At 63.0% G+C, this 19,421-nt stretch carries 20 protein-coding genes; 11 read left to right on the forward strand and 9 right to left on the reverse strand.

The window, feature by feature from the left end; all coding sequences use genetic code 11:
• Nucleotides 1-78: 78 nt before the first annotated feature.
• From lysS to F0M17_RS00505, 5 genes are all read left to right on the forward strand, one after another.
• Nucleotides 79-1,593 (forward strand): lysine--tRNA ligase, encoded by a 1,515-nt coding sequence (gene lysS, locus F0M17_RS00490; protein WP_038993580.1) that lies wholly within the window; start codon nt 79-81, stop codon nt 1,591-1,593.
• 2 nt (nt 1,594-1,595) lie between these two features.
• On the forward strand, nt 1,596-1,763 hold the full coding sequence (locus F0M17_RS17335; protein WP_162989142.1) for a hypothetical protein: 168 nt from the start codon (nt 1,596-1,598) through the stop codon (nt 1,761-1,763).
• Between the two features lie 137 nt (nt 1,764-1,900).
• Nucleotides 1,901-2,221, forward strand: coding sequence for an Lsr2 family protein (locus tag F0M17_RS00495; RefSeq protein ID WP_038993581.1), 321 nt, complete (start codon nt 1,901-1,903; stop codon nt 2,219-2,221).
• A 268-nt stretch (nt 2,222-2,489) separates the two neighbouring features.
• Nucleotides 2,490-5,003, forward strand: a complete 2,514-nt coding sequence (locus tag F0M17_RS00500) for an ATP-dependent Clp protease ATP-binding subunit (protein WP_038993583.1) — start codon at nt 2,490-2,492, stop codon at nt 5,001-5,003.
• 90 nt (nt 5,004-5,093) lie between these two features.
• The gene (locus tag F0M17_RS00505; protein ID WP_149596104.1) at nt 5,094-5,561 is read left to right on the forward strand and encodes a hypothetical protein; all 468 of its coding nucleotides are present in this window, start codon (nt 5,094-5,096) and stop codon (nt 5,559-5,561) included.
• A gap of 62 nt (nt 5,562-5,623) precedes the next feature.
• On the opposite strand, the gene F0M17_RS00510 is transcribed toward F0M17_RS00505, so the two are convergent.
• From F0M17_RS00510 to F0M17_RS00525, 4 genes are read right to left on the reverse strand one after another with little or no spacing between them, the layout of a single operon-like run.
• Nucleotides 5,624-6,016 (reverse strand): iron chaperone, encoded by a 393-nt coding sequence (locus F0M17_RS00510; protein WP_149596105.1) that lies wholly within the window; start codon nt 6,014-6,016, stop codon nt 5,624-5,626.
• 11 nt (nt 6,017-6,027) lie between these two features.
• Nucleotides 6,028-6,435: a VOC family protein gene (locus F0M17_RS00515; protein WP_073707950.1), complete on the reverse strand. Its 408-nt coding sequence runs from the start codon at nt 6,433-6,435 to the stop codon at nt 6,028-6,030.
• Between the two features lie 48 nt (nt 6,436-6,483).
• Nucleotides 6,484-6,828, reverse strand: a complete 345-nt coding sequence (locus F0M17_RS00520) for a helix-turn-helix domain-containing protein (protein WP_052254094.1) — start codon at nt 6,826-6,828, stop codon at nt 6,484-6,486.
• Between the two features lie 57 nt (nt 6,829-6,885).
• A complete protein-coding gene (locus F0M17_RS00525; RefSeq protein ID WP_168201914.1) occupies nt 6,886-8,103 on the reverse strand; it encodes an MFS transporter in 1,218 nt (405 codons plus the stop codon).
• A gap of 129 nt (nt 8,104-8,232) precedes the next feature.
• Here F0M17_RS00525 and F0M17_RS00530 point away from each other — a divergent pair, with 129 nt between their 5' ends.
• The gene (locus F0M17_RS00530) at nt 8,233-8,742 is read left to right on the forward strand and encodes an amino-acid N-acetyltransferase (protein ID WP_128471506.1); all 510 of its coding nucleotides are present in this window, start codon (nt 8,233-8,235) and stop codon (nt 8,740-8,742) included.
• A 5-nt stretch (nt 8,743-8,747) separates the two neighbouring features.
• Here F0M17_RS00530 and F0M17_RS00535 read toward each other — a convergent pair whose 3' ends face one another.
• Nucleotides 8,748-9,548 carry a DUF1206 domain-containing protein gene (locus F0M17_RS00535; RefSeq protein ID WP_038993590.1) on the reverse strand — a complete coding sequence of 267 codons (801 nt, stop codon included), beginning with the start codon at nt 9,546-9,548 and terminating at the stop codon, nt 8,748-8,750.
• A 64-nt stretch (nt 9,549-9,612) separates the two neighbouring features.
• Entirely contained in the window at nt 9,613-10,521 is a 909-nt protein-coding gene (locus F0M17_RS00540; protein WP_038993592.1) for an A/G-specific adenine glycosylase, read from the reverse strand.
• Between the two features lie 123 nt (nt 10,522-10,644).
• On the opposite strand from F0M17_RS00540, the gene F0M17_RS00545 reads away from it, so the two are divergent.
• A complete protein-coding gene (locus tag F0M17_RS00545; protein ID WP_066144550.1) occupies nt 10,645-11,262 on the forward strand; it encodes a hypothetical protein in 618 nt (205 codons plus the stop codon).
• Nucleotides 11,263-11,266: 4 nt separating this feature from the next.
• Here F0M17_RS00545 and disA read toward each other — a convergent pair whose 3' ends face one another.
• From disA to F0M17_RS00560, 3 genes are read right to left on the reverse strand one after another with little or no spacing between them, the layout of a single operon-like run.
• Nucleotides 11,267-12,340 (reverse strand): DNA integrity scanning diadenylate cyclase DisA, encoded by a 1,074-nt coding sequence (gene disA, locus F0M17_RS00550; RefSeq protein WP_149596106.1) that lies wholly within the window; start codon nt 12,338-12,340, stop codon nt 11,267-11,269.
• Nucleotides 12,341-12,374: 34 nt separating this feature from the next.
• Nucleotides 12,375-13,769 carry a DNA repair protein RadA gene (gene radA / locus F0M17_RS00555; protein ID WP_038993595.1) on the reverse strand — a complete coding sequence of 465 codons (1,395 nt, stop codon included), beginning with the start codon at nt 13,767-13,769 and terminating at the stop codon, nt 12,375-12,377.
• Between the two features lie 35 nt (nt 13,770-13,804).
• Nucleotides 13,805-14,920, reverse strand: coding sequence for an aromatic acid exporter family protein (locus F0M17_RS00560; RefSeq protein ID WP_073707985.1), 1,116 nt, complete (start codon nt 14,918-14,920; stop codon nt 13,805-13,807).
• 239 nt (nt 14,921-15,159) lie between these two features.
• Between F0M17_RS00560 and pstS the strand changes: the two genes are divergently transcribed.
• The 4 genes from pstS (at nt 15,160) to pstB (ending at nt 19,297) form a co-directional block, all read left to right on the forward strand.
• Nucleotides 15,160-16,275, forward strand: a complete 1,116-nt coding sequence (gene pstS, locus F0M17_RS00565) for a phosphate ABC transporter substrate-binding protein PstS (protein WP_121865920.1) — start codon at nt 15,160-15,162, stop codon at nt 16,273-16,275.
• A 119-nt stretch (nt 16,276-16,394) separates the two neighbouring features.
• Nucleotides 16,395-17,330: a phosphate ABC transporter permease subunit PstC gene (pstC, locus tag F0M17_RS00570; RefSeq protein WP_038993597.1), complete on the forward strand. Its 936-nt coding sequence runs from the start codon at nt 16,395-16,397 to the stop codon at nt 17,328-17,330.
• Nucleotides 17,330-18,469 carry a phosphate ABC transporter permease PstA gene (gene pstA, locus F0M17_RS00575; protein ID WP_073707955.1) on the forward strand — a complete coding sequence of 380 codons (1,140 nt, stop codon included), beginning with the start codon at nt 17,330-17,332 and terminating at the stop codon, nt 18,467-18,469. Before pstC ends, pstA begins: the two co-directional genes overlap by 1 nt.
• A 48-nt stretch (nt 18,470-18,517) precedes the next feature.
• Nucleotides 18,518-19,297, forward strand: coding sequence for a phosphate ABC transporter ATP-binding protein PstB (gene pstB / locus F0M17_RS00580; protein ID WP_038993599.1), 780 nt, complete (start codon nt 18,518-18,520; stop codon nt 19,295-19,297).
• Nucleotides 19,298-19,421: the final 124 nt, after the last annotated feature.

Consider the following 19,421-nt stretch of genomic DNA (forward strand, 5'->3'; position numbering starts at 1 on the left):
GTTGCGGGCCAAGATCACTGTGTAAGGCTGATCATGAAGGGCTTCAACTGCGCGCCATGACACGTAGAATGGACTATTGTGACTTCCGAAAATAATTCCGCACCGGCCCCAAATCCAAACGACCAGCGACAGGTGCGCACCGATAAGCGCAACCAGCTGCTGGCCAAGGGCGAGGAAGCCTACCCGGTAGGCATTGCCCGCACCCACTCGTTGCAGGAAATCCGCGACAAGTACGAGCACCTCGAAGCCGGCGAGGAGACCGAGGACGTCGTCGGCGTCGTCGGACGCATCGTCTTCATGCGCAACACCGGCAAGCTGTGCTTCGCCACCTTGCAGGAGGGCGGCCAGAAGGGCGAAGGAGTTCGCCTGCAGGTCATGCTCTCGCTGGCCAACGTCGGCGAAGAGCGCCTGGCGCAGTGGAAGTCGCTCGTCGATTTGGGCGACCACGTATTCGTGACCGGCAAGGTCATCTCATCGCGCCGCGGCGAGCTGTCCATCATGGCCGATGCCTGGGAGATGGCTTCCAAGGCCCTGCGCCCGCTGCCGGTGCTGCATGCCGATCTGAACGAAGAGACCCGCGTGCGCCAGCGCTACGCCGATTTGATCGTGCGCGACGAAGCCCGCGAGATGGTCTACAAGCGTGCCGCGATCATCCGCGCCGTGCGCAATACCCTGGAGAACCGCGGCTACGTCGAGGTCGAGACCCCGATGCTGCAGCTGGTTCACGGCGGCGCATCGGCCCGCCCGTTCAAGACCCACCTGAACGCGTTCGACCAGGAAATGACCCTGCGCATCGCCACCGAGCTGTACCTCAAGCGCTGCGTCGTCGGCGGCGTCGACCGCGTCTTCGAGGTGGGACGCATCTTCCGCAACGAGGGCGTCGACTCGACCCACTCGCCGGAATTCACCACCCTGGAATCCTACGAAGCCTATGCCGACCAGTACGTCATGGCCGACCGCATCAAGGAAATCATTCTCAATGCAGCTGACGCCATCGGCGCTGGCCGCACCATCGAAACTCCCAAGGGCACTGTCAACCTGGACGGCGAATGGCGCTGGGTCAGCGTCTACCCGGGCTTGTCCGAGGCTGTCGGCGTCGAGATCACGCCGGAAACGGACGCATCGGTGCTGCGCGAGATCGCTGCCAAGCACGAAGTGAAGATCGACCCGGCCTGGGGAGCCCAGAAGCTGGTCATCGAGCTGTTCGGCGAAATCGTCGAGCCGACCTTGATCGACCCGACCTTCGTGTGCGACTACCCGCCCCTGGCACAGCCGCTGGCGCGTCCGCACCGCTCGAAGCCGGGCGTTATCGAAGCGTGGGACCTGATCATCGGCGGCATGGAGCGCGGCACCGCATTCTCCGAGCTGATCGACCCGGTAATCCAGCGCGAGCGCCTAACCGAGCAGTCCCTGATGGCTGCCGGCGGAGACCCAGAGGCAATGCAGCTTGATGAAGACTTCCTGCGTGCCCTGGAATACGGTGCACCGCCAATGGGCGGCATCGGTTTGGGCATCGACCGTCTGGTTATGCTTTTCACCAACGTCGGTATTCGTGAAACTATTCTGTTCCCACTGCTAAAGCCGGAGGCATAAGAATGCCATATATTGAGGCGATCGTCCCGACAATCTGCCTGGCGCTGCTTTTCTGGTACGTGATGAAAGCTATTACAAACGCGGATCGAAAAGAACGCCAAGCTGAAGCTGAAGCTGATGCGCTAATTCAAAATGGCTCGGATTCAAATAATCCAGTAAACGAGAATTAGTCGTTCCTGATAGAACCTTGTGAATTCTGATGATAATTAGAATTTAGCGTGCCTATTTGTATATGCTTGTTGTTTGAAATGGACTGATGGCTGAATGCCGATCTGTCCAGTACATTCAAGCTCGGAGGAACCCCTAAATGGCACGTCAGGTTCAAATTGCCCTGATCGACGATATTGATGGTAGCGAGGCAACTGAATCAATCGCATTCAGCGTCGCTGGTCAGCATTTTGAAATCGACCTGAACGACGAGCACGCTGCTCAGTTCCATGCAGCCATCGAGCCGTACATCGAAGCGGCTCGTTCGTCGAAGCAGACTGCAGCGAGCGAAGCTCCAGCAATCCGCGCATGGGCGAAGGAAAACAACATTAAGGTCAACGCACGCGGACGCCTTAATGCAGAGGTTGTAGATGCCTACAACGCTGCAATGCGAAAGGGTGGTCGAGGCCGCGCGAAGTAATTCGCGAGGTTTTGCACAAGTCTCAAATATGAGCCGGCACGCAATGCGTGCCGGCTCATATTCTTATAACGATGTTCGTTATTCACGATGCATTTTCATTGAAGATCGCAATATTGGTGAACCAAGTAATTCTCATTATGAATTGCATGCCTATTACTGATTCCCGGTAACGGGGAGCCGTTTCGGTTATCCCTGTGGCGAACAAGGGAGCATTACGGGCGCATGGTGCGTAGCATCGAATTATTGGTAAGCAAGGAGTGTGCCGAAGATGTTTGAGAGATTTACCGACCGTGCCCGCCGAGTTGTCGTGCTCGCCCAAGAAGAGGCGCGCATGCTCAACCACAACTACATCGGCACCGAGCACCTGTTGCTCGGTCTAATCCACGAAGGCGATGGCGTCGCCGCAAAGGCGCTCGAGTCGCTGAACATTTCGCTGGGTGCCGTTCGTGAGCAGGTTCAGGAGATTATCGGCAAGGGCCAGCAGGCGCCTTCCGGTCATATCCCGTTCACTCCTCGCGCCAAGAAGGTCTTGGAGCTCTCGCTGCGCGAAGCGCTGCAGCTGGGACACAACTACATTGGCACCGAGCACATCCTGCTCGGCCTGATCCGCGAGGGCGAGGGCGTCGCAGCCCAGGTTCTGGTGAAGCTTGGCGCCGACCTCGGTCGCGTGCGCCAGCAGGTCATCCAGCTGCTCTCGGGCTACCAGGGCGGCAAGGAGACCGCGTCCGCTGGCGTCAGCTCGGGCGGACAGCAGGAAGGTACCCCTGCAGGCTCGGCAGTGCTTGACCAGTTCGGCCGCAACCTGACCGCAGCCGCCCGCGAAGGCAAGCTCGACCCGGTGATCGGCCGCGAGCATGAGATGGAACGCGTCATGCAGGTCCTCTCGCGCCGCACCAAGAACAACCCGGTACTCATCGGCGAGCCCGGCGTCGGCAAGACCGCCGTAGTCGAGGGCCTGGCCCAGGCCATCGTGCGCGGCGACGTGCCGGAAACCATCAAGGACAAGCAGCTGTACACCCTGGACCTCGGTTCGCTGGTGGCCGGCTCCCGCTATCGCGGCGACTTCGAGGAACGCCTGAAGAAGGTCCTGAAGGAAATCCGCACCCGTGGCGACATCATCCTGTTCATCGACGAGATCCACACCCTGGTCGGCGCCGGTGCCGCCGAAGGCGCCATCGATGCCGCGTCGATCCTCAAGCCGATGCTGGCCCGTGGCGAACTGCAGACCATCGGTGCCACCACCTTGGACGAGTACCGCAAGAACATCGAGAAGGACGCCGCGCTCGAGCGCCGCTTCCAGCCGATCCAGGTCAAGGAACCGTCCGTCGAGCTGACCACGCAGATCCTGCGTGGCTTGCGCGACCGCTACGAGGCGCACCACCGCGTGACCATCACCGACGGTGCGCTGCAGGCTGCCGCCCAGCTGGCCCACCGCTACATTTCCGACCGCTTCCTGCCGGACAAGGCAGTTGACCTGATCGACGAGGCCGGTGCACGACTGCGCATCCAGCGCATGACCGCGCCACCGGCACTGAAGGAAATGGACGAGGAAATCGCCACCGTGCGCCTGGAGAAGGAGGCCGCGATTGACGCGCAGGACTTCGAAGGTGCAGCCTCGCTGCGCGATAAGGAATCCAAGCTGATCGAGGCCCGCAACGAGAAGGAGAAGTCCTGGCGCAATGGCGACATGGACGAAATCTCCGAGGTGACCGAGGACCTCATTGCCGAGGTGCTTGCCAACTCGACCGGCATCCCGGTAGTGAAGCTGACCGAGGAAGAGTCCTCGCGCCTGCTCAACATGGAAGAAGAGCTTCACAAGCGCGTTATCGGCCAGGATTCGGCCATCAAGGCCATCTCGCAGGCGATCCGCCGCACCCGTGCCGGCCTGAAGGACCCGAACCGCCCAGGCGGCTCGTTCATCTTCGCCGGCCCGACCGGCGTGGGCAAGACCGAGCTGGCCAAGGCGCTGGCGGAGTTCCTCTTCGGCGAGGAAGACGCGCTGATCACCCTGGACATGTCCGAATACTCGGAGAAGCACACCGTTTCGCGCCTGTTCGGTGCCCCTCCAGGATACGTCGGCTACGAAGAGGGCGGTCAGCTGACCGAAAAGGTCCGCCGCCGTCCGTTCTCCGTGGTGCTCTTCGACGAGGTGGAGAAGGCCCACGCGGACCTGTTCAACTCGCTGCTGCAGATCCTGGAAGACGGCCGCCTGACCGACTCCCAGGGCCGTGTGGTGGACTTCAAGAACACCATCATCATCATGACCACGAACCTCGGTACCCGTGACATCTCCAAGGGTGTGATGACCGGCTTCCAGTCGGCCGCGGATACCAAGACCGGTTATGAGCGGATGCAGGCCAAGGTCCAGGAAGAACTGCGCCAGCATTTCCGCCCTGAGTTCCTGAACCGTGTTGACGACACCGTGGTCTTCCCGCAGCTGAACCAGGAGGAGATCGAGGAGATCGTCGACCTGTTCATCGCACGCCTGGCCAAGCGCCTGAAGGAACGCGATATCACCATCGAGCTGACCCAGGCTGCCCGCAGCCTGCTGGCCCAGCGCGGCTACGATCCGGCAATGGGTGCACGCCCGCTGCGCCGCACCATCCAGCGCGACATCGAGGACCAGCTCTCCGAGCGCATCCTCTTCAGCCAGATCGTTGCCGGCCAGAAGGTCACCGTGGACGTCGAGGGCGAAGGCGAGAGCCGCAAGTTCGTCTTCCACGCCGAAGGCGGCACCGGCCAGCTGGAAGGCGAGCCGGCACCGGCAGCCCTGGAAAGCTGAGCCGTTAGCGGAATCACCACTAGCCGTGGAACTGGGAAATCCAGTTCCACGGCTATTGGCTTTAATCCGTCCATGTCGTAGGCTCAACACATGAAGATGCGAAGCAAGGGGCAGCAGATGATTGCCGCATCCTGCCTCGCCGTCATGGCCTATTTGGCCCTGTACCTTTTCCTGCGGCCCGAGCTTCCTGAACAGCTGGTGCGCCACGCAGGAGCCGATGGCGCCGGATACAGCCCGACATGGCTGGTGGTGCTCGTAATCGGCGCCGCGGCCACGCTCAGCATTGCCATCGGCATCATCGCGTACCGCGACTTCACCTCACTGGGGCACTGGAATCCCGGGCCGAAATCCATTGTGGTCTGCTTCGTGGCAGCTGGATTCGGAATCCTCGGGCTCGGTGCCGCCATGCTGTTCACCGTCTTGGGTCAAGACGCCGCCCAGCTGGGTTCCTTGCCTGTCGGCATGGGGCTGATCGGTTTGCTCGGGGTCTTCGCGCTTTCTGCCGGGTTGCTGGCCAGGGCCCTGCCCAGGGCAGAGCAAGAGGCCCTCGATGACTGAGAGGCGATCGAGGGCCAGCTTGCCAGTTGGACTTGCTTAGCATCCTGCGCCACGCTTAACTTTTAAGAGCCGGTAATGGCGAATGACGTGGGCCAGAGCGTGCCCTCATCGAGCTGCGCGACATCGTTGAACCCGAAGGTCAGGTAGCGGGTGCCGAACTTCTTGGCATCCTGCATGAAGCACAAGATCTTGCCGTCCAGGGCGTAGGCGGGCATGCCGTACCAGGTTTTCGGTTCCAGTCCAGGAGCCGTGGAGGTGACGATCCGGTGCAGCTTCTCGGCGAGAACCTTATCGTTCCCCTCGAAGGAAGCAATCTTCTCTTCAACTTCCCTGCGCGCCTGCTCGGCCTTCTCGGCCTTGGTCATGCGCTTCTTCGGAGCTCGCACCTCGGCTGCGCGCTCTTTCATCGCGGCCTTCTCAGCGGCCGAAAAACCCTCTTGTTCCGTATTGCTCATGCTTCGGCTCCCTATGCAGATTGGTTGATGCGGACCATATTTCCCGAAGGGTCGCGGAATGCGCAATCGCGCGGACCCCACGGCTGGTCCATCGGCTCCTGCAGGACTTCAGCGCCCGAGGCGCTCACGGTCTCGAACACCTGGTCCAGGTCGGTAGTGGAAAGCACCAGCGGGCCGATGGTTCCCTTGGCTACCAGCTCGGCCAGGGTCTGCGCATCGGCGTCGGAGCGGCCGGCGCCCGGAGCCGAAAGCACCAAGCTGGTGCCGGTGCCATCGGAGCCCGCAAGCGAGACCCAGCGGAAGCCGCCGTTGGCGACATCTGAAATTACCGTGAAGCCCAGCGCATCGCGGTAGAACGCGAGCGCCTCATCTACATCGAGCACGGTCAACGGGACATGATTGATTGAAATATTTGCCATGGCTCCAGCCTAGGCAGTGCCGCGCAGCGCGCGCTTCTTCAAAACTGCTCAGAATCTCTCGGGACGCAAAAGGATCTTGGCAATGCAGGCAGGGATCTGCTCCGTGGCAGAATGATCCCGTTCCCGGTAGGCGGACGGGGTTTCCCCCACCACTTCGGTGAAGCGTGTGCTGAAGGACCCCAGCGAAGTCCAGCCCACTTGCATGCAGGCATCAGTGACCGAGACTGACGCGCGCAGCAGATGCATGGCACGCTCAATGCGGCGGGTAAGCAAATAGGAATGCGGCGTCTCGCCATAGGCCCGCTTGAACTCCCTGGAAAAGTGCGCAGGAGACATGGACGCCCGCTGGGCCAATGCCGGCACATCCAAAGGCTCGGCATAGTTCCGATCCATCAGGTCCTTGGCACGGCGCAAATGCGCCAGTGCCTTCAGCGCTTCGGCATCCACTGGCTAACCTCGATTCCTGGCCCGCAGCACCAGGATTGCACCGAGCGCAGTCGAGCACAGGTAGATCCCGATGACCGCGATCCAGCCCGCGGTGAATCCACCGGCCGATCCCACCAGCAGGCCCATGGCCAGCGGCCCGACGGTGAATCCGCCGAACTGGCCTGCCGAGACGATTCCGCTGGCGCTGCCCAAGCGGCTTGCCGGGATCGCACGCAACAGGCCCGCCATGAGCACCACCGAAACTCCCAGGGCCGAGGCGCCATGCAGGGCAACCGCCAGCCAGAGCAGCGCCACCGAATGCATTTGCTGGGCCAGAAGGGAGCTGGCTCCGCCCGCAGTGGCCAGCGATGCCAGCAGCAGCAGGAGCTTGGGCGCTGAAACCCCGCGGGCCATCATCTGCCCCCAGCCGACGCGGGCACTGACCCCAATGACTCCGGCCACCGCAGCGGTCAGGCCGCCGGCCACCAAGGAGAAATCCAGTTCGCGGACCGCAAAGAGCGCCAGATAGACATTGGTTGCCTGCACTCCGACGCCGTTGATGAAACCGAACAGGGCCAGCGCGAAAATGACGAACTTCGTCGAGGGGGCTGCCGCGGCGATCGGCTTGTCCGCACCTGCTTCCGGCCTTTTCGGTGCAGGCACGCTGAGCATGGGGGTGGCGCGGACTACTCGTACGGCGATGAGCGCGAGCACTGCGGCGAGCACGGCGCCAGCCAGCGACGCGCCATGCCAGCCGATGAACGCCGCCAGCAACGGGAACCCCACGCTGCCTACGAGCTGCGAAACCTGCACGCCTGACTGCTTGATGCCGGTCCAGGTGATGCGCTGGGCGCTGGGGACGCGCTGGGCAAGAATGCGGTTGGTGACCCCGTTGGGGAATGACTGCGCGAAGCCGGCCAGCCCGGATGCCACCAGCAGCAGGACGTAGCCGGCGGGAATTGCCGCCAGGCCCAGCGCAACCGCGGTGGTGCCAAAAATCAGCAGCATCAGCCTGGTATCCGGTTGCCTGTCCGAGAACTTCCCGAAGACGGCGTTGCCCAGTGCGGCGCAGCCAAAGCAGGCCGTCGCCAGCAGGCCGAACTGGGATTCGGTGATTCCCAAATCCCTGATGACCAGGTCGCTGGTGGCGCTCAACCCGTAATTAAGCAGGGGAGCGATGCCCACTGCGGAGAGCAGGATGGCAAGCAACCCGAATCCTGGGCGTGCTGTTCTAGCTGTCATCCGCATCCTTGCTCCCGTAGGGCTTCAATCTTCAAGCTTATCTTGGCATTCCTCCGTGCGGGATGTTCCTTCCATGACATATCCAGCGACTTCTTCGATTCTGCAAACTGGGAGGCATAGGATCTAAACGTGAACTCTTTTACCGTCCGCTCAGCCAAAACCAGTGATGTCAACGCAATCCGCAATCTTGTGCGTCCGCTGGCCGAGGAACGAATCCTGCTGGATAAGGAAGCGGTCACCTACTACGAGTCCATCCAGGAATTCCTGGTAGCCGAGGATCCGGAGGGCAGCGTTGTCGGCTGCGGCGGCTTGCACGTCATCTGGGAAGACATCGCCGAAATCCGCACCCTCGCCACCTCCGATACGGTCCGCGGCATGGGGGTCGGGCACCTTTTGCTGGGAGAACTGCTCAAACGCGCCAAGGCTGTCGGGGTGTCGCGTGTTTTCTGCCTGACTTTCGAAGTTGCATTCTTCGAACGCCAAGGCTTCAAGGTGATGGCTGACCAGAGCGCCGTGGATCCCGCGGTGTACCAGGAGATCCTGCTCTCCCGGGATGAAGGCGTCGCTGAATTCTTGGACCTTGCACGGGTGAAGCCGAATACCCTGGGCAATACCCGCATGATCATCACGCTGGACTGATACTCCTACTCCATCCGGTCATAGCGGGCGCGGAACATCAGGAAGACCGCGTAGCAAACCAGGCCAGCACCGATGGCAATCAAGGCAACGGGCCCGAAGGGCTGGTCCTGGATGGCCTTCAACGCGCCATCGATGCCGCTGGCCTCTTCCGGGTCGCGCTGCACCGTGGCCACGATGAACAACAGGCCAACTGCACCCAGGACTGCGCCCTTTGCCGGGTAGCCGAGCATGCCTGAGAACTTCACCGCGCGGGAAACCTCCTTGTTTCCAGAACCCCGCAGATCCTCCAGGAACTTCTTGGCGGCTCCCTTGTAGATGTAATAGCCGGCCATGACCAGCATGCCGAGGCCGATGGCGATCAGCAAGGCCCGGCCAAGGCCTGTCTGCATCAGTTCGCCGCTGAAGCTGCTGGCGGTCTTTCCCGAATCGCTGGGATTCCCCGCGGCGAATCGTCCAAAGGTGAATCCGACAGCCAAGAACGATATCGAAGTAGCCGCGGACTTGAGCCTTTCCTTCAGCTTCTTCTCGGGCAAGAAGGCCTGCGCCATGGACCACAGGCCCAGCAGCAGGGCGCCGATTGCGCAGATCCACAGCAGAACCATGCCGAAGGGCTGGTTTGCCAGTGCGCCCATGGCTCCGCCCTGGTCGGCTTCCGCCTTGCGGCCGGCGGCGACAACAACTGCAAGGACTCCCAGGGTCGCATGGAGAATCCCGTTGGCGACGAATCCCAAGCGGGCGGCGCCCTCGAACCATGGATGCTCGGCTACGTGGCGAACCGTGCCGGCAGGGTCAACTGAAGCGTTCATGGGCTAAGCATAGGTACGCGCTGGCAGAGAAAGCCAGCAGCCGCCCGCGTGTTCTTTGCCGGTCTCAGGAAGGCAGGCGGATGCGGTTATCCTCGGCGATCGCCAGGCCATCTTTCAGCAGCCCGGCCAGCGCGCGTTCACGCTGATCCAGCGGAGACTGCAACCGTGCAAGTGCCACATATCCTGCGTGCGATTCCTGGGCCAGATCGGCCAGGAATGACTGCTGCGGCACCGCCTCCTCATGTTCGCGCAGAATCGCCATGATGGCCCCGCGGACCTGGCGATCGGTACCCTTCCAAGCTTGGCCTTTCGGGGTGTAGTGCGGTGCCGGCTGCCCGCCGGCAACCCATGCGCACTGCTCGAACACCGGGCATTGCCCGCACTTCGGGCTGCGTGCAGTGCATACCAGCGCGCCGAGCTCCATCACGGAGACATTCCACAGATTCGCCGTCCGGTCATCTTCGGGCTGGACTTCCCTGGCCCGGGCGAACTCGCTGGCGCGCGGGCTTGGTTCGGGCAATGCCATGCCGCCAAAGAGCCGGGCATGCACGCGGCGGATATTCGTGTCCACGACGACGGTGCGCTCGCCGAAGGCGAAGCAGGCAATGGCGGCTGCGGTGTAGTCGCCGATGCCGGGCAAGGCCAACAGCTGCGCTTCGGTGCGCGGGACTTCGCCGTTGTATTCGGTGGTGATCTCCACGGCGGCGGCATGCAAGCGCTGCGCGCGCCGCGGATAGCCAAGCCGACCCCATGCTTTCAACGCCTCGGACAGCGGTTCCGCGGCCAGATCCTGCGGCCGCGGCCAGCGGCGCATCCATTCTTCCCACACCGGCAGGACACGAACCACGGGGGTCTGCTGGAGCATGAACTCGCTGACCATGACTTCCCATCCGCTCACGCCAGGACGGCGCCAAGGCAGGTCGCGGGCGTTCTCTAGGTACCAGTCGTTGATGGTGTCGTGGATTTGCTGCACCCCACCACTCTAGGCCAGCGCACGGAAGACCCGGAATCCGAGGGAAAGCAGTGGGGAACGCGATGCGCCCCGGATCCTACGCCATTACCGGGTTCGGGCAGTGCAATGGATTAGCCTTAATCCATGAGCAACGCATCAGGGGGGAAACCATCGGCCAGCGTCTACCGGCGCCGGCGGATTACCGTGGCAGTACTTGCCCTGGTGCTCATCGGCCTGATCGTCTGGGGCGTCGTTGCCCTGGTGGGGGTCTTTGCCCCCGATGAGCAGGAAACTGCGGGCAATGAACCGACCGCCCAGCAGACACAGCCGGTCCCTTCGCCATCGTCCGAACCGGAAGAGGATGAAGATTCGGGCAAGATGTGCAGCGGCGACGAGATCGAGGTTACCGCGACGACCGATGCGAAAAGCTACGCCTCGGACAAGAAGCCGACATTGATTCTCGGCATCGAGAATGTCTCCAAGCGCGAATGCGAGGTGAACGTCGGAAGCACGCAGCAGGAGTTCCTGGTTTCCAGCGGTTCTGACCGCATCTTCTCCACCGTCGACTGCCTCGAGAACGCAGAGGACGTAATCCTGGCCTTCAAGCCCGGGCAGAAGGAGAACTCGCGCTTTACCTGGAACCGCGAGCGTTCGGCTCCCGGCTGCAAAGCTGTCAGCGTGCAGCCGCGTCCGGGAACCTACAAGTTCACCGCGGCTGTCGGCGACTTCGTCTCCGAGCCGGTGACCTTCACCCTGGAGTGAGCGCCTAGATGTAGCGGTCCAGCAGCGAGGACTCGGCCATGCGTGCGAGCCCTTCGCGGATGGAGCGTGCACGCTGCTCGCCGACGCCTTCAATTTCCATAAGCTGGCTGGTGGACGCGGACATCAGCAGCTGCAAGTTGTCGAATGCCGCCACCAGGCGATCTCCCACCACCTTGGGAACAGTGCGGATCTGCGAGAGCAGGCGGTATCCCTTGGGGGTCAGCTGGTCGTCCTGGCCAATGCTGGAGTGCGGGAACAGGATCTTGGTCAGCCCGTCGAGCTCGACCAGCTGCGCGTCGGACACTTCATGCAGCGTCTCCAAGGCGTGCTCGATATCCAGCTCCTGGCCTTCGGCGTCGGAATAGTCCCGCAGCAGCAGCTCGTTATCTGCCTGGATGCCGGAGAGCAATTCGGCATGCTGGGCTGCCAGCAGGCGCCCGTCGATGCCCAGCTCCAGCACGTAGCGGGAGATTTCCTCGCTGGTGCGGCGCAGCATCTCGGTGCGCTGCAGCACTGCCAGCACCTCCCGCGCAGTGGCGACATCCTCGATCTCCGCCGCTGACAGGGCGCTGGTGACCTGGTCCAAGCGGTGGCGGTAGCGTTCCAGGGTGGCAATGGCCTGGTTGCCGCGGGCCAGCAGGCGCTCGGCAGGCTCGAGCACATGGCGCTTGCCGTCGGCATAGAGAGTGATGGTCTGCATCGACTGCGACACCGAAATCGTCGGGAACCCGGATTGCGCGGCCACGCGTTCCGCGGTGCGGTGGCGGGTGCCGGATTCCTGGGTTTCAATCTGCGCATCCGGCATCAGCTGCACGCCTGCCTGCAGGATCTGGCGGCCGGTTCCGTCCAGGATGATCGCACCGTCCATCTTGGCCAGTTCGCGGATGCGGGTCGGCGTGTATTCGGTGTTGATCCGGAAGCCGCCGGAGCTGATCGACTCGACGAGCTTGTCGTGGCCGAGCACGATGAGGGCGCCGGTGCGGCCGCGCTGGATCCGCTCCAGGCCCTGGGCGAGTTCGGTACCCGGGGCAATCTGGGCCAGAACGGCAAGGAATCCGGGGGTGGGGTGCGCTTTCAACTGGCGTCCTTTCGGCGGGCGGCAATAATCAAGTTTATCGCGTTGGCTTCTGCCGCTGGTTGAAGGCGATATCCAGGGCCTGGGCGATATTCTCCACCTGGAACACGCGGATGCCCTCGGGGATGTTCTTCAACGGTTCCGGGGTAGCCGGGGCCATTGCGAAGGAGAATCCCAGGCGCTGGGCTTCGGTGATGCGCCGCGAGATCTCGGGCACTTGCCTCACCTCGCCGGCCAAGCCTACCTCGCCGAAGGCCACGAAGTCCTGCGGCAGCGGGAACTCGTTCATCGACGAGGCCAGGGCCAGCGCGCAGGCCAGATCCGATGCCGGTTCGGCGATCTTGACGCCGCCCACCGTGGCGATATAGGAGTCCATGGACGACAGATCCATATGCGCGCGGGCCTGCAGCACCGCCACGACCATCTGCGCCCGTGCCGCATCCAGGCCGCTGGTGGCCCTGCGGGCGGCCGGGGCATTGCTGCGGGAGAGCAGGGTCTGCACCTCGGCCACCAGCGGCCGGCGGCCTTCGAGGGTGACGGTGATGCAGGTGCCCGGAACCGGGTTGCGGGTTCGCGTGACGAACAGCTTGGAAGGATCGGTCAGCGATTCGATGCCGTCCTCATTAAGGTCGAAGCAGCCCACCTCATCGGTGGCGCCATAGCGGTTCTTCAGCGCGCGCAGGATGCGCAGCCGCGAATGCTTCTCGCCATCGAACTGGCAGACCACATCCACCAGGTGCTCGAGCAGCCGCGGGCCGGCGACCGACCCTTCCTTGGTGACGTGGCCGACCATGATGGTGGACATGGCCCGGGTCTTGGCCGCGTTGATGATCGACGCGGCGACCTCGCGCACTTGGGACACGCCGCCGGCCGCGCCGTCCACCTCTGCCGAGGAGAAGGTCTGCACCGAGTCCAGGATCAGCAGCTGCGGATCGATCTCCTGGATCTGCCCCAGCGCCAGGGCCAGGTCGGTTTCGGCGGCCAGGAACAGCGTATCGGCGATGGCGTTGATGCGTTCGGCGCGGGACTTGACCTGCGCGGCCGATTCCTCGCCGGTCAGGTAGAGCACGCGCAGGCCGGTCTGCGCCGCTTTCGCTGCGACGTCCAGGAGCAGCGTGGACTTGCCTACGCCGGGTTCTCCGGCGAGCAGGATCGCGGCTGCCGGGACCAGTCCGCCACCGAGCACGCGGTCCAGCTCGGAGACACCGCTGGGGCGGAAGGCGGCTTCGGAGCCGTCGATCTGCGCGATCGGCTTGGCCGGGTGGGCGACTTTGGCCGCGGCCACGGTGCGGGCGGAAACGACACCCACTTCTTCGACGGTGCCCCAGGCCTGGCATTCGCCGCAGCGGCCCACCCATTTGATCGTGGTCCATCCGCATTCGGAGCATTTGAACGATGCGCTGGATTTGCTGCGGGTGGAAGTTTTGGCCATGGCTCAATGCTATCGAGCCATGCGGACATTTTTGTTCAGGAGAGCTTGGGCAGCACTTCGATGGCTTCCTCGTGCACGCGGCCGGCTGCCTCGAGCAGATCCACCACCATCGGGCGCAGCAGCAGGACAAGGCCTTCGCCCTGGAGCCCTTCGACTCCCAGTGCGCGCGGATCCAGCTGGGCGGCGACTCCTTCCAGCTGCAGCTGTGCGGACTTCTCGTATTTGCGCTGGCCCGCCACCGTTGTCTCGCGCACCGAGTGCGCCAAGGTGTTGACCGCTTCGGACAGCTCGCGGATCAGCGGAGCCAGGGTTTGCGCGCCTTCCGGGGTCAGCGCGCTGTTACTGAGCACGGAAGCCAGCCGCCGGGCGAAAACCCGCGAGTTGCGGGCGGCCCAGTCGTAGTGGTTGAAGCGCTTGGACAGCCGGTTCAGCTCGTGGCGGTGGCGCCGCCCGGCGGGGGAAATCGTGGCGATTTCCTTGGACGCGCGGAAGGCGGCTGGCAGCTTGTCCAGATGCTTCTGGGTGCCGCGTGCCTTGATCAGCGCGTGGAATGCGGAGCGCCGGTCATCGTCGCGGATGGCCCAGGAGCATTCCAAAAGCGCTTCGGAAAGCTCCTTGAACAAATCCGATAATGCGGAAACCGGACTGCGCCTCGGGTCGGTGGGCCAGAAAATAATGACCAGCAGGGCGAGCAGGGAACCGGTCAGGGCATCGATGGAACGGGCAAATGGGCCGTCGGCGCTGATCGGCAGCAGCACCACCAGTGCCGATTGCATACCCAGCTGGGTGGAGAAGATTGCACCTGAATCCAGGTAGCGGGCTATGACCAGGCTGAGCGACATCACCAGCGCGGCCTGCCAGATACCCTGCCCGAACCAGTGCATGAGGGTATCGCCCAGGGCCACGCCCAGGGTGCATCCCAGGGCGACCTCGGCGGTTTTGCGCACCGTGGTGGAGGCGCCGAAGCCCAGCGAAACCAGCGCGCTGGTGGCCGCGAAAATCGGCTGGGAGTGCCCCCAGATGCTTTCGGCGATCCAGAATGCGCCAATGGCGCCCAGGGTCATGCGCAGGATTCTGGGCAGGGAATTGCGCGAGCGTATCAGCCCGGCGCGATTGCGCTGCGCCAAGAATCCGAATAGTTGCGCTGGCATGCGCTTCACTTTCCGCCCAGTTGCCATGGCTTCAGTCTTCCATGGGTTGGGCGGGCGGCGGCAGAAGCTGCCGGGATATTGCGCTGGTGAGCAGGATCACCTGCCTGTGGACAAGTTGTTAACCTTCTGTTCACCTTCGCCGGGGGAGCTGGTTACTTTCGATCTTTAACGTCGTAGATGAAGCGGAGAGAAGCCGCTGAAAGTTTTACATCGATCTACCAACATGGGGAGTAAATCTCGTGAAGCTCAACCGCTTTGGCAGCGCAGCTGCCGTTCTTTCCGTCGCAGCACTCGCACTGACCGCCTGCGGCTCGGATAACCCAACCGCCGCTGCCGGTTCCGAAGGCGCAGAGACCTCTGCTGCATCCGGTGTCACCGGTACACTGACCGGCATCGGCGCATCCAGCCAGAACTCGGCCATGGAAGCATGGGCCACCGGCTTCAAGGCTGCCAACCCGGACGCCAACGTGCAGTACTCGCCAGACGGCTCCGGCGCAGGCCGCGAAGCATTCCTGGCAGGCGGCGCGCAGTTCGCCGGCTCGGATGCCTACCTGAAGGAAGACGAGGCCGCCAAGGCCAAGGAAGTTTGCGGCCCAGAAGGCGCATTCAACGTCCCGGCTTACGTCTCGCCGATCGCGATCGCCTTCAACCTCGAAGGCGTTGAAGAGATCAACATGGACGCAGCCACCATCGCCAAGGTGTTCAAGAAGGAAATCACCAAGTGGAACGATGAGGCAATTGCCAAGCAGAACCCGGACGTGGAGCTGCCTGATACCGCAATCACCGTTGTGCACCGCAACGACGAGTCCGGCACCACCGAGAACTTCGTCGAGTACCTGAAGGCCGCAGCGGCCGATGTCTGGACCTACGATGTCTCCGGCGACTGGCCAAGCGACATCCAGTCGGAGAACGCCAAGGGCACCTCCGGCGTGGTTTCGACCACCACTTCGACCAACGGCGCCATCACCTACGCTGACTTCTCCGCAGTGGGCAACCTGTCCACCGTGAACGTCAAGGTTGGCGATGAGTACACCAAGATCTCCGCCGAGGCAGCTGCCAAGGCCCTCGAGACCGCAACTCCGGTTGAAGGTGCGGCCGAGAACGACCTGGCCCTGGATCTGGAGCGCGACACCACCGAAGCGGGCACTTACCCAATCGTCCTGGTTTCGTACCACATCTTCTGCAGCAGCTACAAGGACCAGGCAACCGCTGATCTGGTCAAGGCCTTCGGCAACTACGTCATCTCCGAAGACGGCCAGAAGACCGCCCAGGCTTCGGCAGGCAACGCCCCAATCTCGGCATCCATCGCCGAGAAGGCCAAGAAGTCGATCGACGGCATCACCGTCGCCGAGTAGTACCCCGCTGGGCAACCGGCAACAGGTGCGGGTGGCCGAACTCAACCACCCGCACCAGCAGTACCCCTCCACCCCCGCAGTGAAAACTGCATCACCCCCGTTTCGTAAAGGCTCTAGCCATGACTACCAATGCTTTGACAAGCAAGTCATCGACTTCCGGCCGCGCTGGTGACAAGGTCTTCTCCGGCGCCGCACTGGCTGCCGGTGTCCTGATCCTGATCACGCTCTTCGCGGTCGCGGTCTTCTTGCTGATCCAAGCCCTGCCGACGTTCTTAGCCGATCCGGCTGAGATTTCCGGCGGCGAAGGATTCTTCGCCTACATCTGGCCGATTGTCATCGGCACCGTTATCGCAGCGGCTATCGCGCTGCTGATCGCCACCCCGATCGGCATCGGTGTGGCACTGTTCATCTCGCACTTCGCTCCACGCAAGGTCGCCGGCCCGCTGGGCTACCTGATCGATCTGCTCGCCGCGATCCCCTCGGTGATCTACGGCGCGTGGGGCTACATGGTGCTCGCTCCGGCTCTGGTTCCAGGCTACGAATGGCTGGCCAAGAACCTGGGCTTCATCCCGCTCTTCGAAGGCCCGGCCAGCCAGACCGGCAAGACCATGCTCACCGCCGGCATCGTGCTGGCAGTGATGGTGCTGCCGATCATCACCTCGTTGAGCCGCGAAATCTTCCTGCAGACTCCGAAGCTGCACGAAGAGGCCGCTCTCGCCCTGGGTGCAACCCGCTGGGAAATGATCACCACCGCGGTGATCCCCTTCGCCCGCCCGGGCATTATCTCCGCCGTCATGCTGGGCCTGGGCCGCGCCCTGGGCGAAACCATGGCCGTCGCGCTGGTGCTGTCCACCGGTAACCTGATCCCATCGCTGATCAAGACCGGCAACCAGACGATCGCCGCGGAAATCGCCTTGAACTTCCCTGAGGCCTTCGGCCTGCGCCTGGCAGAGCTGATCGCCGCCGGCCTGGTCCTGTTCCTGATCACCCTGGTCGTGAACATGATCGCTCGTGGAATCATCGCCCGCCACAAGGAATTCTCGGGAGCCAACTGATGAGCACCATGACAACCAACCAGAACAGCACCTCGGGCAACCTGACTCCTCCGGTGCGCAAGCGCAACTCCCTGGCCAAGGGCAAGCTGCCGAAATGGGCCATCTGGGCCATCGCCGCAGGCTCCATCATCATCGGCGCGGCAGCGTCCACGCTGACCGGCTTCAACGTGGCCTCCTTCGCCATCTACTCCGCGATCATTTTCCTGGTGGCCGCCTCGGTAATCACCACCGTTGCCGAAGGCAAGCGCCGCGGCAAGAACGCGATGTGGACCTACCTGATCTACGCCGCCTTCATCGTGGCAGTGATCCCGCTGGTATCCGTGCTCTACACGGTGCTGGAAAAGGGCATGCCGGGCATGAACAGCCACTTCCTGTTCAGCTCCATGAACGGTGTGACCGGCGCGGTGGACAACGAAACCGTCGCCAATGGCACCCCGGTGGTCGGCGGCGCGTACCACGCGGTGATGGGCACCTTGCTGATCACCCTGTGGGCTACCCTGATCTCCGTTCCGGTTGGCATGCTGACCGCTGTCTACCTGGTGGAATACGGCCAGGGCAAGGCGCTGTCCAAGGCGATCACCTTCTTCGTCGACGTGATGACCGGCATTCCCTCGATCGTCGCCGGCCTGTTCGCGGCGGCCTTCTTCGGCATGATCCTGGGCCCGAACGCCCGCATGGGCATTGTCGCAGCGGTCGCGTTGAGCGTGCTGATGATCCCGACGGTGGTCCGCTCCACCGAGGAAATGCTCAAGATCGTCCCGAACGAGCTGCGCGAGGCATCCTACGCACTGGGCGTGCGCCGCTGGCGCACCATCTTGAAGGTGGTCATCCCGACAGCGATCTCCGGTATCGCCTCCGGTGTCACTCTGGCCATCGCCCGCGTGATCGGCGAGACCGCACCGATCCTGGTCACCGCCGGCATCGCAAGCAACATCAACCTGAACGTCTTCGCGAACTGGATGTCCACGCTGCCGACCTTCATCTACTACCAGATCCTGACCCCGACCAGCCCGACGAACATCGACCCGTCGGTGCAGCGTGCCTGGGCCGCAGCCCTGCTGCTGATCCTCATGGTGATGGCGTTGAACCTCCTCGCCCGCCTGGTCGCTTCGATCTTCGCCCCAAAGAAGGGCCGTTGAGCCTAGGCTCCGGTCCGGACAAACCCAAACTTTTTCAAGGATTACATCATGGCAAAACGCATCGACGTCAATGACCTGAACGTCTACTACTCCAAGTTCCTCGCCGTTGAAGGCGTCTCGATCAACATCGAGCCGAAGTCGGTTACCGCATTCATCGGCCCATCGGGTTGCGGCAAGTCCACCTTCCTGCGCACCCTGAACCGCATGCACGAGGTCATCCCCGGAGGCCGCGTCGAGGGCCAGGTCCTGCTGGACGGCGACGACCTGTACGGCGCGGGCGTGGACCCGGTGACCGTGCGCAGCCAGATCGGCATGGTCTTCCAGCGCCCCAACCCGTTCCCGACCATGTCCATCAAGGACAACGTGCTGGCCGGCGTGAAGCTGAACGGCAAGAAGATCTCCAAGTCCGACGCCGACGCGCTGGTGGAGAAGTCGCTGCGCGGCGCAAACCTCTGGAATGAGGTCAAGGACCGCCTGGACAAGCCGGGCTCGGGCCTTTCCGGCGGCCAGCAGCAGCGCCTGTGCATTGCCCGCACCATTGCGGTCAAGCCCGACGTGATCCTGATGGACGAGCCGTGCTCCGCACTGGACCCGATCTCCACCCTGGCCATCGAGGACCTGATCAACGAGCTGAAGAACGACTACACCGTGGTGATCGTGACCCACAACATGCAGCAGGCCGCCCGCGTGAGCGACAAGACCGCGTTCTTCAACATCGCCGGCACCGGCAAGCCGGGCAAGCTCATCGAGTACAACGACACCGCAGCCATCTTCTCCAACCCGGAGCAGAAGGCCACCGAGGATTACGTCTCCGGACGCTTCGGATAAAGATTTCGGCTACCGCCGCTCCTTGAGCGGATGGTAGACGGACCGGAAGGGGGGTCTTCCGGGGATCCTGGAGGGGATCACCGCCAGCGGCGCACCGATTGCGGTGCGCCGCTGCACTTTAACC

Source organism: Glutamicibacter sp. ZJUTW, from assembly GCF_008370855.1.
Classification (GTDB): domain Bacteria; phylum Actinomycetota; class Actinomycetes; order Actinomycetales; family Micrococcaceae; genus Glutamicibacter; species Glutamicibacter nicotianae.